This window comes from Maribacter polysaccharolyticus (genome assembly GCF_028882255.1).
Classification (GTDB): Bacteria; Bacteroidota; Bacteroidia; order Flavobacteriales; family Flavobacteriaceae; genus Maribacter_A; species Maribacter_A polysaccharolyticus.
The window spans coordinates 1-15,697 of the sequence record NZ_JARBUY010000004.1; the positions used below are offsets into that span (position 1 = coordinate 1).

The window sequence follows — 15,697 nt, forward strand, 5'->3', positions numbered from 1 at the left end:
ATCCCTCTTGTCAAACGGTCCCTATGTCCCGTCCCTGTCTCTCAAAGCGGGTGCAAATATACAACCCTTTTCGAAACCGCCAAATAAAAAAGAAAAAACTTTTTTTCCCTTAAATCCGACTCAACAAACGATCAATGAACGTGGCCGCAAAGGACCTTTTTTCCCAACGACCTGAATCGTTTCGGGCTGCAAATCTACAACCATTTTCCAGTTCAACAATACTTTTTTGAAAGGTTTTTTCAGATATTCAGAAAAAGGCTTACTAAGATACTGAATATCAGACAACCTAGCAAGAAAAAAATTTAAAAGAACAATGTTTTCAGTACACAGTCCAGGTGACACGTACGGCCAATACCCTTACAAACATATACGTATCTATTCCCAAATCCAACCCCACAATTATTCAAAACACTGAAACACAGTACAATACACCTTTTAATCCCAAAAAAAACATCATGAAAGCATCATCATTATGGAAAAAAGGGGTGATTTTACACCAAACAGGGTTTAACGCATAGGAGCAGCAAAGTAAAACCTTACCTTATACATGTATGTTAAGCCTCAACGTCCCATACTTTGTACAAGAGATACCACGCTTTGGCTTGGGCATCGATCAGGAAAAGAAATTCCAGACCAATCCGAAACGAATTACGAAGTCACGATAGGGGTAATTGGGCGCGGAATAAAAGTCATATCCCGAAAAGGAGGAATTGAAATGCTCAGCCTTCAGATAAATACGTGTCTGCTTCACCTTGGCATTGATGAAAAAGTCGAGCATGGGGTAACCACCTAATTTCTCGTCGTTCTGAATATAGAACTCTCCCAGTAATGGATTATAAGCATCCATATTATAGGATGTGAAATACTTAAAGGTAATACCTGTTTGCAGGTACATGGCCTTCTTAAAAACATCGGAAGAGAAATAAAGGGTATTCCTGGTTACCAACTGGGGGACATTGAGCACATCATTGCTCTGGGAAACATTTTGGTACATTACCGTATTGTTTAACGCAAAACCACCCAATTTAAATTCCTTCTGATACTTCACCTTTAAATGACCGACACTGGCATTCTCTTGAAAGGGGGTCAGGGTTGCCTGTTCCTCGTCCTCTACCAATTCCTGATCCGGGTCTGCCCCGAAATAGGTATAGTTATCTATGTTCGAATATTTAGCCGACAAGTCGCCCCATTTGTTGGAAGAGAATTGAAACTGCAAACTATTCACTTTTTCGTTTCCGAAGTTTGAAGTATTGTCCCAATTGTAATTTTCATAATCGCTTTGATACAACAAGAAATTAAAGTCGGGCATCCTAGCCGATGAATGCAATGTAAACTCAATTTTATTGTTTTCATTGAACCGATAGCCCGCCGTTGCATCCAAAATACTGGTCGATAAGTCCCCTATAAGGTTATACTTGGCATTCCCATTGACCAAAAAACCCCCAATTTGTTTGGAATATCTGGCCCCAAGACTAATTTCATCACCTTTCAACTGACTCGGGATCGATTCCCCATCGGCAGTTACCAACAAACTGTTGAAGTAATAATTGTATTGATAATGGCTGATATTACCTTGCAACCTTCCTAATGTGGCATTGTAAAATTCCGCATAAAACTCGTTGAAGGTCGTTTTTAAAACCGCCTTGTCCTCGACTTCCGATAAATAAGCGGACCCAAAATAATCATTGGAACTATCCTGCAGAAATTGATAATATTTCGTTTCATAACTAAAGGTATGCCCTAACGACAGCGAGGTCTTTTCGACACGACTGGAGTCCTTATCCTTTCTCAGCACCTTATATTGATGCTCTAAATAGTAACGTTTTCCCAAAACCTTACTTTCTCCATAATCCGAAGAAGAGAACCTGGTGTCTACCCGGGAACGATCTATATAATCGGGGTCACCCGATTCAAACTGTTCTTCCCCTTTCGTAATCCCCCCGTTTTCTTCGGCATCTATATTTTGACCGGTAATATGGGCCCTGATGGCATACCTCCCATTTTTGGTGATGTAGTTTGCCGTAGTCCTGAAATTACCGGACTCCGTTTCACTATAATCATATTTACCCAAAGACCTGAATCCTTTAAAGGCCAAGGAAAAATTAAAACGCCTAGAGGTGTTCACCGCTAGGGTGGCATCCAACATTTGACCTTCTTCAAACGTAGTCTTGAAAAACAGATCGGTCATTGGCGTAGCTACATTATAATAATCGATATCCTCGATCTCGAAATAATTGAAATGTCTTGCCCTGGCACCCAATTTGGGATACATCCGTGACCGTTCAAAATCAACGCCCAATTTATTATAGGGTTGCCCTACATTGGCAAAGGGCATTAATTCAAAATCGTCCTTGCGCAAATAGTTGTACTTGTACTCTTTCTTTATCGTTAAGGTGGTGTCCAAATAGGTCGTATCCCTCTCAAAAGAAATGATCTTATAATCCTTATAAGTGATTTCAGGGACATCTGCATCAGGGGCTTTCTTTTTGTCGAAGCCCTTGAATTTGGTGGAATCTGATTTTTTTTCGGGCCGATCAGGTTTCCCTTGCGCATGGAGCATAGGGAAACTGAATACAAATAGCAGTAGGAAAAAGTATTTCATATAACAGGTTACCCCGCAAAGTTAATTTTTTTGTTTCGAATAAAATGTGAAAGTTTTTACAAGAAATATTAATTATGTTGCACTTTATGACAATAACCCTTCCTCTGATGGATACAAAAAATTATCTTCGTTTTTCGTGAGAACTGATTTTTATGCTTAAAAGATTTCACCACACCTGCGATATAGTCGGTACAGATGAAGCCGGTCGCGGCTGCCTTGCCGGACCGGTAACGGCATCGGCCTTGATTTTGCCCAAACGATTCAAGAACATCCTATTAAACGATTCGAAACAACTCTCCGAAACGAAGCGCCAAATCTTACGGCCCATCATTGAAGAGAACGCCCTATGCTATGGTGTGGCACACATCTTTCCTGAGGAGATCGACAAAATCAACATCCTGAATGCATCCATATTGGCCATGCATAAAGCCATTGACCAGCTTAATGAAGACCTCAAATACATCATCGTGGATGGCAATAGGTTTAAACCCTATAAAGATGTTCCCTTTGAATGTATAATAAAAGGAGATGGGAAATATGTAAGTATTGCGGCCGCCTCTGTCTTGGCAAAAACCTACCGGGACGACTATATGGCCAAATTGCACGATGAGTACCCTATGTACAATTGGAAAAAAAACAAGGGATATCCCACAAAGGAACACCGGGAAGCCATTCGAAAATATGGCATTACCAAATACCATAGAAAAAGCTTTAGACAATTACCCGATCAGTTGACACTGAAGCTTTAAAAAAGTAACTTCGCCCCAAATTCCATTCAATGAGATCCAGATTTTTTTTAGGCCTTGTATTTCTATTGACCCTAAGCTGTTCCAAAAAACAAAATACCACCACCTCTTTATTGGATTTCGTTCCGAAAAATGCTTCCATTGTCATTAAGATCAACAATCTTGATGGACTTAAAAGCGATTTGAACAACAATGATTTCATGACCCAATCGGAATCGACCGGAATGTACCAAGAGATATTGAAAAAAATAAAACATTTAGACTTGGTAAAGACCCGATCGGAATCCTTATTGGCTTTTTCCGTTTTGGACAACAACCATTACGAATTCACCTTCATAACCCCGGACAGCACCTTTACCACTGTTCTCGACAGTGTACAGGACATCAAAAAGGAATCGTTATACATTGAAAGCAGGTCTGTAGACAAATACGAAATAGATGGCGACTCCCTATTTGCCATGCATTTCAAAGGACTGCACACCTTGAGTTCTTCGAAAGCCATACTTGAAAACCTTATGAAATATCCCGACACCCCCAAAAACCGGGAAGGGCTAAGTAAACTTTATGAAGTTTCCAATACGACCAAGAATGCCTCCATCTTCATTGACCTGAAAAATAGCGACCCCTTAATGGACCACCTTACCAAGAAGAATGCGGGGGTACGACTTTCCGATTACTCGGACTGGGCACTCTTGGATATAAACGCCGACCAGAACCATTTACACCTGAACGGTATTTCGGTTGTCGCCGATACGACCCCAAAATTCCTAAACCTCTTTAAGGATACGCATCCTCTTGCCGACAGGACTTCCTCGTACGCACCAAGCTCTACTGACGCGGTCATCTCTTATACCTTTGACGATTATACTATTTTCTCCAACAACCGACACCTCTATCTAAAACTGGATTCACCCAAGGATTCACTTTTGAATACGGTTGAAGAAATCGGGGTGATCCTTAAAGGAGAGGAAAAAGCCATTTTCCTGAACACTTATGGTTCGGAACGATTATCGCAATACCTTTCGGACATTAAAAAATCAGAGTACGAATATCAAGGCAACCAAATTCTTCAGCTCAACGCTCCTGATTTTTTGGTTTCCCATTTAAACCCCTTGGTCAATAATTTTTCGGCTAATTTTTGTACCCTTTTTGAAAATGCCTTTGTTTTCGGGGAAAGCCAAGCTATGATCCAGGACATTATCCTGAACTATAAAAATGGAGTTACCTTTGATAAGACAGATGAGTATGCCTCTGCCAAAGACGCCCTGGCCGACGAATCAACGATATTATACATTTCCAACCCCAATGGCATACAACAAATTACAAAGGAAGGTTTTTCAAAAGAATCCATCAGTGATATCCAAAAAGCGACATCAGGGAAAAACACCTTTGCGGCACAGGTAGTAACTGACAAAGGGTTCTTTCATACCAATTTCGCCGTTCAACAGACGGCAAGAAAATCGAAGATCGCCAACGTCTCCCCCCTGTTCACATTTACCTTGGACGCCGATTTGGCCACCGCACCCCAATTTGTAACCAACCACCGCACCCATAAAAAAGAGATCGTGGTACAAGACCAGGAATACAATCTGTACTTGATTTCCACCAACGGAAAATTACTTTGGAAAAAGCAATTGGAAGGCCCCATACAAGGAAAAATACATCAGGTAGACATCTATAAAAACCGAAAATTGCAGCTGGCTTTTACGACCAGCAACCAATTTTTGGTCCTAGATCGCAATGGTATGGAAGTGGCACCTTTCAATAAAAAGTTTGAAGGCGGCAACCTTAACGGGTTGGCCGTTTTTGATTATGAGAAAAATAAAAATTATCGCTTCGTAGTAACCCAAGGAGACAAAATATTCATGTACAACAATACAGGGAACATTGTTCAAGGGTTTAAGTATACAAAAGCGGAAAGTGCCATTATAGCCCCTCCAAAACATTTTCGAATAGCAAATAAGGACTATTTGGCCTTTATGCTCGACAACGGTTCATTAAAAATCATGAACCGTGTGGGAAGTGTTCGAACCAAAGTCGACAATCCCATTGATTTCTCAAGGAATAATGTGCAACTCTATAAAAACAAGTTTGTTTTAACCGACAAAAAAGGGGTGCTTTACCAAATTGGAGGCAATGGGAAATTGAATACGACCAACCTTCGATTAAACGAAGATCATGGCATTGATGCCACCAGCAATACCTTTGTCTATATGAACGACAATGTACTGAGTATTAAAGGCAAAAAAGTGGAACTTGATTTTGGCGTGTATTCAAAACCTGAAATATTTTACATTTACGATAAGATCTATGTAGGGGTTACCGATATTCAAAACCAAAAAGTTTACCTCTATGACAGTCAAGCCAAACCCATCTCCGGATTTCCTGTTTTTGGGACCTCCCCTATAGCGCTGACCGACATGGAGAATGATCGGAAATTGGAAGTAGTCGCTAAAGATCAAGGGAACTCCATCATAGTTTATCAAATGAATTAACTCCGATTTACCTCTTGTACTTGATTCTTAACTGATTATACATTTCTTTCCACCGTATATAGGATTTCACTTTGAATTGGGGTTATTCTTGTTATTTTTATATACCTCCTGAAAACCAACCTCAATTACCTATTGCAACCCATTGATTATCAATGGATCTTGCGAATTCATTGACTTGTAGAGAACACCTAATGTATAAAGATCATGAAAACTCCCATAAGATTTTTAAGGCAACTGATATCTTTCCTTTTAATAGTAGGATTCGCGACCCAGGTGAATGGTCAGATTTTAAAAAAACTGGGCAAGGTGGCCGAAAGGGCAGCAGAACGGACCGTGGAGCGACGTGTTGATAGTGAAACCTCCAAAAAGACCGATGAAGTCTTGGACAGCATTTTGGAACCCGGAAAAAAGGAGGAGCAGCAAGTCCCACAAATTCCACCTATGGATGGTGGCAATGATCCCGGAACCACTGGAAATCCCCAAGGTACAAACAGCCCAGTGGGTAATGGTGGGAGCAGTGGCGTTAAGCCCATTGAAGTTTACAGCAAATTCGACTATGTACCCGGTGACAAACTTCTGTTCTTCGACGACTTTTCAAATGATTTTATTGGGGATTTTCCATCCAAATGGAATACCAACGCGGGGGGTGAACTCGTGACCATTGGTGATTCACCCCAAAAATGGTTTGAGCTGAAATCCGGATATAACATTTATTTTATTCCTGACGTACCTAAACTTCCAGAAGAATATACGATTGAATTTAATATAATGGCCTTGGGCCTTACCAAAAGAACTTCTTCAACGGCCCATTTGAGAGTTGATTTAAGCGATGATCAAAAATTCAAGGAAGGGGGCAACTTTGCCCAAGCACACATCCCCTTCTGTCAATATTCACCCATAGGCATTACCATTGAGAACAGAATCAACAATAAGAGGGAAATCTATAGTACCGTTAAAGCCGATATCAGAAACGAAATAGTGGATGGCCCCCATGTTTCCATAGCCGTTAACAAGGAACGATTCAGGCTCTGGGTAAATGAGGTCAAATATATTGATGTCCCAAGGCTAGTGCCTTCGGGAAGTATCTTGAGCACCTTGAAATTTCATGCCAATAATTTCAAGGACGGGGAAGAACGGGTTTTTATAACCAACCTGAAAGTGGCCGAAGGTGGACTTGATTTGCGCCAAAAACTCATTTCAGAGGGTAAAGTATCTACCAATGGCATTTTGTTCGACTCGGGATCGGCCAACATCCAACCCCAGTCTATGGGTATCATCCTCCAGATTTCACAGGTATTGCAACAAGAAAGTGGAATGAATCTCAATATTATCGGGCATACCGATGCTGATGGGGATGACGCCTCTAATATTCAACTCTCCAAAGAAAGGGCAGATGCAGTTAAAAAAGCCCTTGTAGAGGTTTACAATATTGACCCGAATAGGCTTCGGACCGATGGGCGGGGAGAATCAGAACCGGTGGGCGACAACGGTACCCTGGATGGTAAGGCCCAAAATCGTAGGGTTGAATTCGTAAAACAATAAGTATAAATTAAAAAACCCATAGAAAAGAGATGAAATACCCAAGAAAAAACCTGAAAACCTTAGTTATCCTATTAGCTTTTTGTCTACCAGGAGGTCTGGCCGCCCAAATGTGTGATACCTTTTTCCCTATGAAAGAAGGCCTACGGTTGGAATATACCCTCTACAACAAGAAAGGAAAAGTCGAGGGATCCCAATGGCAGGAATTCAAAAATGTCCGGAAAACGGCTAATGGCACCGAAGCGGAAATCAATATGGGTTTCATGGATGACAAAGGGAAAAACCCATATGAAATGTCCTATACCATGACCTGTGACGGCAATGTCATCCGTATCGACTACAAATCCCTGCTTTCGACCCAGATGATGGAACAATACGGTGAAATGGAAGCGGAAATCACCGGAACTGATATAGAATGGCCCACACAAATGCAATCAGGTATGGAACTACCCGATGCGGGAGTAAGCATGAAAATCAATATGGGGGCCATGAATATGAAAATGGAGGTGGAAATGACCAACCGTAAAGTAGAGAAGAAAGAAACCATTACCGTACCGGCCGGGACATTCGATTGTTATGTGATCTACAGCGATAATCGTTCAAAGATGATGATGGTCGACAAGAATTTCCCGAGTCGTAGCTGGATTTCCGAAGGAGTGGGTACCGTAAAGACCGAATCCTACAATGGCAAAGGGAATCTCCTGAGTTCCATGGTACTTAGTTCTATTTCTGAATAAAGCACGGACTTCGAAAATACCACCCCCCTAAGAAGGTCTTAACTCAAAATGCCAAAAGGTCTGGAATTCTTGATCTAAACAGGGAGCTATCCCAGGTAACCGTATTCGAATCCACTTGCGCCTAGGTACCGAATAGCTTGCTGAAAGATTTGAACATGTCAATCATAAACTTCTTCGGTAAGATTAACCATCCTTCCCGAATGCCAATTAGAACCAACCAAAAGCACGGGAACTTGATATTACCGATATACCTTAAAGAACCTTTATAACCGACATATTAGAATAATATAAAAATCCAAGGACTAAACCGGTTTATTTTGTTTGATGAATTGCGCATGAAACAAATTCTCGAAATGTTTCAATAATTTTCCCTTAACCTCATCCATTGGCACCTCTTGCTTTCCCAATTCGACATTCAGGGAAGTAACTGCTTTGCCCCTGATCCCACAGGGAATCATCAAGTCAAAATAGCCCAGATCGGCATTTACGTTCAATGCAAACCCGTGCATGGTCACCCAACGGCTGGCGCGTACGCCCATAGCACATATTTTTCGGGCAAACGGGGTGCCTACATCCAACCAAACCCCGGTCTCCCCTTCGGAACGCTCGGCTTTTAGACCGTATTCGCCGAGGGTCAATATGACCATCTCTTCCAAAAACCTCAGGTATTTATGAATATCGGTGAAAAAATTGTCCAGATCCAAAATAGGGTAACCCACGATCTGTCCAGGACCGTGATAGGTAATGTCCCCACCCCTATTGATCTTATAAAAGGTAGCCCCTTTTTCTTCCAGGACTTTTTCATCGACCAACAAATTGCCGATATCCCCACTTTTACCCAGGGTATAAACATGGGGATGTTCCACAAAAAGAAAATGATTGGGCGTTGGCACTGCCGATCCCTCCCTTCTATTTTTGATTTTCAGGTCAACGACTTCCTTAAAAAGGAGTTCTTGGTAGTCCCAGGTCTCCTTATAATCCTTCAGTCCCAAATCCCGTAATTCAACATTCTTGTTCATAGGTGCAAATATACGAAAAGCGAATGCCTAATTCCCCAATTCAACTTCAATCAGAATGGATTCCGGGTCCTTGATCATATCCAGGAAATTGACCTCATAGACCATGGTTTTTCCATCGATGGAAAACGTGGCATCCTCGACATTCGTTTTCTTTACCCTTTTCGGAAAATGGTATTTAAACGTATAGGTAGAACTTGATAAAAACATTTCCGCGACCTCAAGACTATCCAAGCTTTGACGAAATAGTTCTTGATCTACTATGGTCGCCTTTCTTACAAACCTTTTTTTATCGAATACGTAACTAACCTTGGTCGCCTCATTCCCCGAATTCCCGGGCATGGGTTTGCCGCCTGCCACCGGCCCTACCGAACTAGCGCTTTGAAAGGCATTAAAAGCATCGTTTACCTCGGATACGTCCTTAAAATCGGTAAACATATCAAAGTTCATTATACCCTTTTCGGTATCGACCAACATATGAAGGCTAAAGGGTTCGAGCTTTTTGAGTTCTGCCTGTTGTTCTGGGGATAATTGGGCAATGCTATCCTTTTTTTCATGAAGTAAATCTTTGAATACAATGGTTGAATCGACAACTTCCTCTATCCGTGTCGAATCTGAGGCAGGCAACATCCTTAGCATTTCACTGCCGTCAAAACCTATGTCCATCTTTCCGGTACCATCTGCGTTAAAATAAATTTCCTCTGTAAAATTGCAACCGGTAACCAAGGCCAGAACAAGCAGTAATGACCAAAATCGAAATTTGAACATATTTAGATCGTCAATTAGGGTTATTCAGAATGACCAAAGCCGCTATGACTCCGGGAACCCATCCACAAAAAGTCAAAAGTAAGACAATCAGAAACGACCCACAACCCTTCCCGATAACCGACAAAGGTGGAAATATGATGGCCAAAAGCACACGAATTAAACTCATAGAAGTAGGATTTTATTGATTGATGTACTTATATGACGTAAAAGAAAGTACTATGTTACAGTTTTGTTCAAAAAGACCCCTTATCATCTAAGGCCTTTATCCCATATAAAACTCAAACCAATGCCGCCTTTATAAAACTTAAGGTGAATTTGACCTGGAAGCCGCTGGTTTACAAAGCGCTTCAAGGGTATCCTCAATGTCCCCGGGGGTACTCATTATCTTCATGAAGGTCCCCATCGTCAAATTGGGCCAATGAAGTGCAATCCTGTATTTGCCGTGCAACATAGTGGCCTGTTTACCTTGTAAAATTATCTCATAAGGAAGGGCCGCCACATGCTCAACGCCAATTTTAGGTAAAAAATAGGCCTCACCGTCTTCTTTGCCAGTAAGTCCTACACCAAAGACCGCAACTTTATTATTGGGATATACCAATTTGTATACTTGTACGGTTTGTCCTTTTTTTGCCTTTAAATTGGCCTCAATGATTTTCAGTCCTTCTTCAAATGAAGCGAATTCATTGAGTTCTACCGGATCGGTAAAGTAGGGCATCATTATTTTATAATGGTATTTTTTAAGCTTATCGGCGGGTACGGTACCTCCAAAAGGAACAAAATCATTGCCAATCGCGGAAAAAGTACTTTTTAGATCGGCACTGAACTTTTCGAAAACACCTTGATTGGAAGTATAATCATCCCTTAAATAGGCCCTAAGGATATAATCGGGATTTGTATAGGACACGGTAACCTTTCCGCCTTTCTCAACCAGACCCACTTTGAATGCTGCTGCGAGTGCTCCCCTATCGGCTGTCTTTACAACCGTGTTTTCCAAATCCTTTCGGGTGAATACGATTACCTTCAATGAACTTCGGTTTGCAGGGTAATACGACCCTAAAATCCGGAAAGAATTTTCCTTGAGTACTTCGATGATCTTTTCTGAAGATTGTTCAATGGATCCATTGGTCCCAACAATCCTTATGTACGGTGCCAAATCTTGCGCCACAGTGTTAAAACCAAAACCCAAAACAGCGACAATACCTATTATAATATTTTTCATTGAGTAAAATTTAAAGTTTCCTTAAGCTTGATAATACAGACACTTTTTTCCTGACTAAAGGAAAATTTTCGGTGATTTGGGTATTATTGAAACCGATTAACTTAACCTTACAAAAGAAGTACTGAGTTCTTCGGTATCCTATGATTTTTATCATAATCATCAATAGTCATCATTAAATAAGCTTAAAAATCAAAAAGTAGCTTTTCTCTTTTTTGAAATAATGTAATTTTGCAGCCTTAATACCATTATATGCAACTTTCAGAACAAGAAGTAATCCGGAGACAAAAATTGACCAAATTGAGGGAATTGGGAATAAACCCATACCCCGCACCCTTATACCCCATTAATGCCAAATCAAAGGACATTAAAACAAATTATGAGGAAGGGAAAAAAGTAATCATTTCAGGAAGGTTAATGTCCCGTCGTATTCAAGGTAAGGCATCTTTTGCCGAGTTGCAGGATAGTGAGGGTAGAATACAGCTCTATTTCAATAGGGATGAAATCTGCCCTGGGGAAGATAAAACCCTATATAATGAAGTGTATAAGAAACTTTTGGATATTGGGGATATTATCGGTGTCGAAGGGGAATTGTTCACCACCAAGGTAGGTGAAAAAACAGTGATGGTCAAAACCTTCACGATGCTCAGTAAGGCATTACGACCTTTACCCCTACCCAAAAAAGATGCGGAAGGACATGTTTTCGATGAATTCAACGACCCCGAATTAAGATATCGACAACGCTATGTTGATTTGATCGTAAATCCGTCGGTAAAGGAAACCTTTGTAAAGCGTACCAAAATTACCAATAGCATACGTGAATTCTATAATGAAAGAGGTTATTTGGAAGTGGAAACCCCTATTCTACAGCCCATTCCCGGTGGGGCCGCAGCCAGACCGTTCCTTACCCACCACAACGCATTGAACATTCCGTTGTACCTGAGAATTGCCAATGAACTGTATTTGAAAAGATTGATCGTCGGTGGTTTTGATGGTGTCTATGAGTTCTCCAAAGATTTCAGGAACGAAGGTATGGACCGTACCCATAACCCTGAATTTACGGTAATGGAACTCTATGTTGCTTACAAGGATTACAATTGGATGATGGACACCACGGAGAAACTGTTGGAAAAAGTGGCCATAGATGCCAATGGAACCTCGAAGGTGACCGTTGGCAAGCATGAAATCGAATTCAAAGCGCCTTATGCAAGAGTGCCTATTTTGGAAGCCATCAAAATACATACCGGTATTGATGTAGCCGATATGGATGAAGAAGAGCTACGTGACACTGCGAAAGGATTGGGTATCGAGGTCGACGATACCATGGGGGTCGGCAAATTAATCGATGAAATTTTCGGGGAGAAATGTGAGCATCACTACATTCAACCTACCTTCATCATCGATTACCCAAAAGAAATGAGTCCGTTAACGAAGGAACACCGAAACAATCCTGCGCTGACCGAACGTTTTGAATTGATGGTCAACGGTAAGGAATTGGCCAATGCCTATTCGGAATTGAATGACCCCATTGACCAACGGGAGCGTTTTGAAGAACAGCTGAAACTTTCCGAAAAAGGGGATGACGAGGCCATGTTCATCGATCAGGATTTCTTACGTGCCTTGGAATATGGGATGCCCCCAACTTCGGGTATAGGGATCGGTATTGATCGTTTGGTCATGTTATTGACCAACAACTCCTCGATCCAAGAGGTTTTGTTCTTTCCTCAAATGCGCCCTGAGAAAAAACAGATCGAATTATCGGAGGAAGAGAAATCGATATTGGACCTGTTAAAACCTGAAGGTCAAATGGAATTGGCAAGCCTTAAGAGCACCGCCGGTTTAAGTGGCAAGAAATGGGACAAGGCCATGAAAGCCCTTTCCAAACATGATTTGATCAAGGTCGTTGTTGAAGGGGACTCAAAAACCGTTCAACTCAAATCCTAGGTTCGGGCTGCCCGCAGCAGGCAATGAAGGAAGTCCCTTAGCACCGTGATATTCAGCAATACGCGCCTCTGGACGATATAACCATATACACCCGGAAGTATCCATGAAATGTAGGATATCGCCAGGGTATTGCTCAATAGTCAAAAAAAAACTAGTTTAGGGGTCATATAATATCCTATGACGCTAGGCAGAAAAATTGGACTCTTTCTTGGACCCCTATTATTTATTATCCTTTTAAAATTTCCCGTATCCCTTATTTCCGTTAAGGGCGATATGGTCATTGCCGTTGCCCTTTGGATGGTCGTATGGTGGATTACCGAAACCGTCTCCATTTCGGTAACTGCTTTATTACCGTTAATTCTATTCCCCGTTTTGGATATTATGCCCATGGAGGATGTAGGGGCCAATTATGGTAGTCCCATCGTATTTCTCTTTTTCGGGGGATTTGTTATGGCCTTGGCCTTGGAAAAAGTAAATCTTCATCGAAGAATTGCCCTGAACATCATTCGATTGACAGGAACTACCCCAAATAAGGTCGTATTGGGTTTCATGATTGCTACCGCCACGTTGAGTATGTGGATCAGCAATACCGCAAGTACGGTAGTCATGCTACCCATAGCCATGTCGGTAATCGGCTTATTGATCGATGATCGGGACGGATATACCAAGAATGACAAGAACTTCGCTTTGAGCGTCATGCTCGGTATCGCATTTTCAGCCAATGCAGGAGGAATCGCAACGGTCATTGGCACCCCACCCAATTCCGTAATGATCGGACTATTGGAAAACGAATACCATATTGAGATTTCATTTTTGAAATGGATGATCATTGGTGTGCCCTTTTCTGCCGTAATGCTGGCCATCAGCTATTTCGTTTTGGTAAAATGGATGTTCCCCAATAAGGAATTGAAGTTTACCGCCTCAAAGGAAGTGATACAGAACGAACTGGCAAAACTTGGGCCAATGGGCGGAAAAGAGAAAATGGTTTTGGTCATTTTCGGTATTACCGTATCTCTATGGATTTTCAGAACGTTGATCAATTCGATCGTCCCCGGCCTGGGACTTTCGGACACCACAATAAGTATGGTGGCCGCCGTCCTTTTATTTACGGTTCCCTACAATATAAAAAAGGGGGATTTCATAATCGTATGGGGAGACACCCATAAATTGGCTTGGGGAATATTGGTGTTATTCGGGGGTGGTTTGGCCCTCGCCAAAGGGATGTCGGTGAGTGGCATCGTCGATATGGTGGCCCAATTAATAGCCGCTAGCGAAATAAGCATATTATTTACGGCTATCCTATTGATATTCTTGATGTTGTTCATGACCGAGATAATGAGTAACGTGGCATTGGTGGCCGTTTTGGCCCCGGTGGTTGCCGGTATTGCCATAGGTCTTGAGGTTCCCGTGCTCTATTTGCTCATTCCTGTTACCATAGCGAGCAGCTGTGCCTTTATGCTCCCGATGGCCACCCCACCCAATGCGATCGTTTTTGCCAGTGGGTACATTAAGGTACATGAAATGGCCCGAATCGGTTTCATATTGAATTTGGTCGCGGTCGCCTTATTGGTATTCATGTTCCAATTTGTGATTCCCTTGATTTTTTAAATATAAAAACCCCCGTACATACGGGGGTTTTGTTTTACATTCTAATTTTTGAATTTATTTTTTGGAGAACGCATTAAAATTTTCCGGCAAGTATTGTTCGGTGTCGAAACCAACTTCGACCGGCGTGTCTTCAACCACATTATAATAGTTGATACTTTGTACATCGGTAGGATAAGCATATGCATCGAACCCTATAGGTAGATATGGTTTGGTGTTGAAATCGTTGTCGTACTCGTCTTCCATAAAGGAAAGCCCAGCCACATCAAAATAAAATTCATAGGCATTGAAGCCTTCCGGAAGGTAATCCGATGTATCAAAACCAAGTTCAACTTCCGTATCCTCCTCGATATAAACTATGGAATTGATATCGAAGTTATCATCATTCCTATGGAGGTCTATTGCAAACATCCCGTTTACAAATAACAGACCAGTGATAAGACCTAGAAAGATTGCTTTTATATTCATAACATTTCATTTAAATATCATACAAATATATAACAGATTTGAGCAGCTATTATTGTTTGTGAATTTGCACTTACTCAATATCTACCCTAATTTAAAAAATTTTTATCAATAAAACACCATATATTTTGTCATATTATCAATTATATTTCGTGAAATGTATCTGGAATACATGCTTTTCAATGGATTGTTGCGAAGGGAATAAATCGAATTCGAGGTGTTATTTTTTTGTTAAACCCCATATTGCTAACCATTTAACGACCAAAACCGTTGTTTTTAAGATAAAAAAATAAAGCCATTGCAATGCAACAGCTTTATTTACCGACTAATTCAAATCCCGATATCCATCGGGGTGGAAAGAATGAAATTCTCTAACCATAAGACTACATCATCCCAAAAATGTTACACCCCCGAGACGATTTTCCACGATTTTTCCTTTCTTCATTTCATTATTCCCCGCCCATAAAATGGGAAAATCCGTTGAAAAGCAGCATTCATCGATAAGCAAAAAACCCTAACCACAGAAATCGGATATTTCACCTTATAAAATGTTTCATTGGCAAC

Annotated in this window: 12 protein-coding genes; 6 read left to right on the forward strand and 6 right to left on the reverse strand. The window is 41.2% G+C overall.

Annotated features, from left to right (window positions below; translation table 11 throughout):
- Positions 1–613 precede the first annotated feature (613 nt).
- Entirely contained in the window at positions 614–2,602 is a 1,989-nt protein-coding gene (locus PHU20_RS12815) for a putative porin (RefSeq protein WP_274825782.1), read from the reverse strand.
- A 152-nt stretch (positions 2,603–2,754) separates the two neighbouring features.
- Between PHU20_RS12815 and PHU20_RS12820 the strand changes: the two genes are divergently transcribed.
- The 4 genes from PHU20_RS12820 (at position 2,755) to PHU20_RS12835 (ending at position 8,119) form a co-directional block, all read left to right on the forward strand.
- The gene (locus PHU20_RS12820) at positions 2,755–3,351 is read left to right on the forward strand and encodes a ribonuclease HII (RefSeq protein WP_274825783.1); all 597 of its coding nucleotides are present in this window, start codon (positions 2,755–2,757) and stop codon (positions 3,349–3,351) included.
- Between the two features lie 29 nt (positions 3,352–3,380).
- Entirely contained in the window at positions 3,381–5,843 is a 2,463-nt protein-coding gene (locus tag PHU20_RS12825) for a ribonuclease HII (RefSeq protein WP_274825784.1), read from the forward strand.
- A 204-nt stretch (positions 5,844–6,047) separates the two neighbouring features.
- The gene (locus PHU20_RS12830; RefSeq protein ID WP_274825785.1) at positions 6,048–7,385 is read left to right on the forward strand and encodes an OmpA family protein; all 1,338 of its coding nucleotides are present in this window, start codon (positions 6,048–6,050) and stop codon (positions 7,383–7,385) included.
- Positions 7,386–7,414: 29 nt separating this feature from the next.
- Positions 7,415–8,119 carry a TapB family protein gene (locus PHU20_RS12835; protein WP_274825786.1) on the forward strand — a complete coding sequence of 235 codons (705 nt, stop codon included), beginning with the start codon at positions 7,415–7,417 and terminating at the stop codon, positions 8,117–8,119.
- Between the two features lie 302 nt (positions 8,120–8,421).
- On the opposite strand, the gene lipB is transcribed toward PHU20_RS12835, so the two are convergent.
- The 4 genes from lipB to PHU20_RS12855 all read right to left on the reverse strand — a co-directional run bounded on the left by lipB (position 8,422) and on the right by PHU20_RS12855 (position 11,122).
- Complete coding sequence (lipB, locus tag PHU20_RS12840; RefSeq protein WP_274825787.1) at positions 8,422–9,138, reverse strand: lipoyl(octanoyl) transferase LipB; 717 nt, start codon at positions 9,136–9,138, stop codon at positions 8,422–8,424.
- 27 nt (positions 9,139–9,165) lie between these two features.
- The gene (locus PHU20_RS12845; RefSeq protein ID WP_274825788.1) at positions 9,166–9,903 is read right to left on the reverse strand and encodes a hypothetical protein; all 738 of its coding nucleotides are present in this window, start codon (positions 9,901–9,903) and stop codon (positions 9,166–9,168) included.
- 10 nt (positions 9,904–9,913) lie between these two features.
- Complete coding sequence (locus PHU20_RS12850; protein WP_274825789.1) at positions 9,914–10,069, reverse strand: YqaE/Pmp3 family membrane protein; 156 nt, start codon at positions 10,067–10,069, stop codon at positions 9,914–9,916.
- A 138-nt stretch (positions 10,070–10,207) separates the two neighbouring features.
- On the reverse strand, positions 10,208–11,122 hold the full coding sequence (locus tag PHU20_RS12855; protein ID WP_274825790.1) for a hypothetical protein: 915 nt from the start codon (positions 11,120–11,122) through the stop codon (positions 10,208–10,210).
- A 249-nt stretch (positions 11,123–11,371) separates the two neighbouring features.
- Here PHU20_RS12855 and lysS point away from each other — a divergent pair, with 249 nt between their 5' ends.
- On the forward strand, positions 11,372–13,063 hold the full coding sequence (gene lysS, locus PHU20_RS12860; RefSeq protein ID WP_274825791.1) for a lysine--tRNA ligase: 1,692 nt from the start codon (positions 11,372–11,374) through the stop codon (positions 13,061–13,063).
- A 177-nt stretch (positions 13,064–13,240) separates the two neighbouring features.
- Entirely contained in the window at positions 13,241–14,671 is a 1,431-nt protein-coding gene (locus PHU20_RS12865) for an SLC13 family permease (RefSeq protein ID WP_274825792.1), read from the forward strand.
- Between the two features lie 54 nt (positions 14,672–14,725).
- Here PHU20_RS12865 and PHU20_RS12870 read toward each other — a convergent pair whose 3' ends face one another.
- A complete protein-coding gene (locus PHU20_RS12870) occupies positions 14,726–15,136 on the reverse strand; it encodes a hypothetical protein (protein ID WP_274825793.1) in 411 nt (136 codons plus the stop codon).
- Between the last annotated feature and the right edge of the window lie 561 nt (positions 15,137–15,697).

What these genes read in the sequence shown, in the direction of transcription:
- PHU20_RS12815 (WP_274825782.1), bottom strand. Translation starts at nt 2,602, where the DNA reads ATGAAATACTTTTTCCTACTGCTATTTGTATTCAGTTTCCCTATGCTC.
- PHU20_RS12820 (WP_274825783.1), top strand. Translation starts at nt 2,755, where the DNA reads ATGCTTAAAAGATTTCACCACACCTGCGATATAGTCGGTACAGATGAA.
- PHU20_RS12825 (WP_274825784.1), top strand. Translation starts at nt 3,381, where the DNA reads ATGAGATCCAGATTTTTTTTAGGCCTTGTATTTCTATTGACCCTAAGC.
- PHU20_RS12830 (WP_274825785.1), top strand. Translation starts at nt 6,048, where the DNA reads ATGAAAACTCCCATAAGATTTTTAAGGCAACTGATATCTTTCCTTTTA.
- PHU20_RS12835 (WP_274825786.1), top strand. Translation starts at nt 7,415, where the DNA reads ATGAAATACCCAAGAAAAAACCTGAAAACCTTAGTTATCCTATTAGCT.
- lipB (WP_274825787.1), bottom strand. Translation starts at nt 9,138, where the DNA reads ATGAACAAGAATGTTGAATTACGGGATTTGGGACTGAAGGATTATAAG.
- PHU20_RS12845 (WP_274825788.1), bottom strand. Translation starts at nt 9,903, where the DNA reads ATGTTCAAATTTCGATTTTGGTCATTACTGCTTGTTCTGGCCTTGGTT.
- PHU20_RS12850 (WP_274825789.1), bottom strand. Translation starts at nt 10,069, where the DNA reads ATGAGTTTAATTCGTGTGCTTTTGGCCATCATATTTCCACCTTTGTCG.
- PHU20_RS12855 (WP_274825790.1), bottom strand. Translation starts at nt 11,122, where the DNA reads ATGAAAAATATTATAATAGGTATTGTCGCTGTTTTGGGTTTTGGTTTT.
- lysS (WP_274825791.1), top strand. Translation starts at nt 11,372, where the DNA reads ATGCAACTTTCAGAACAAGAAGTAATCCGGAGACAAAAATTGACCAAA.
- PHU20_RS12865 (WP_274825792.1), top strand. Translation starts at nt 13,241, where the DNA reads ATGACGCTAGGCAGAAAAATTGGACTCTTTCTTGGACCCCTATTATTT.
- PHU20_RS12870 (WP_274825793.1), bottom strand. Translation starts at nt 15,136, where the DNA reads ATGAATATAAAAGCAATCTTTCTAGGTCTTATCACTGGTCTGTTATTT.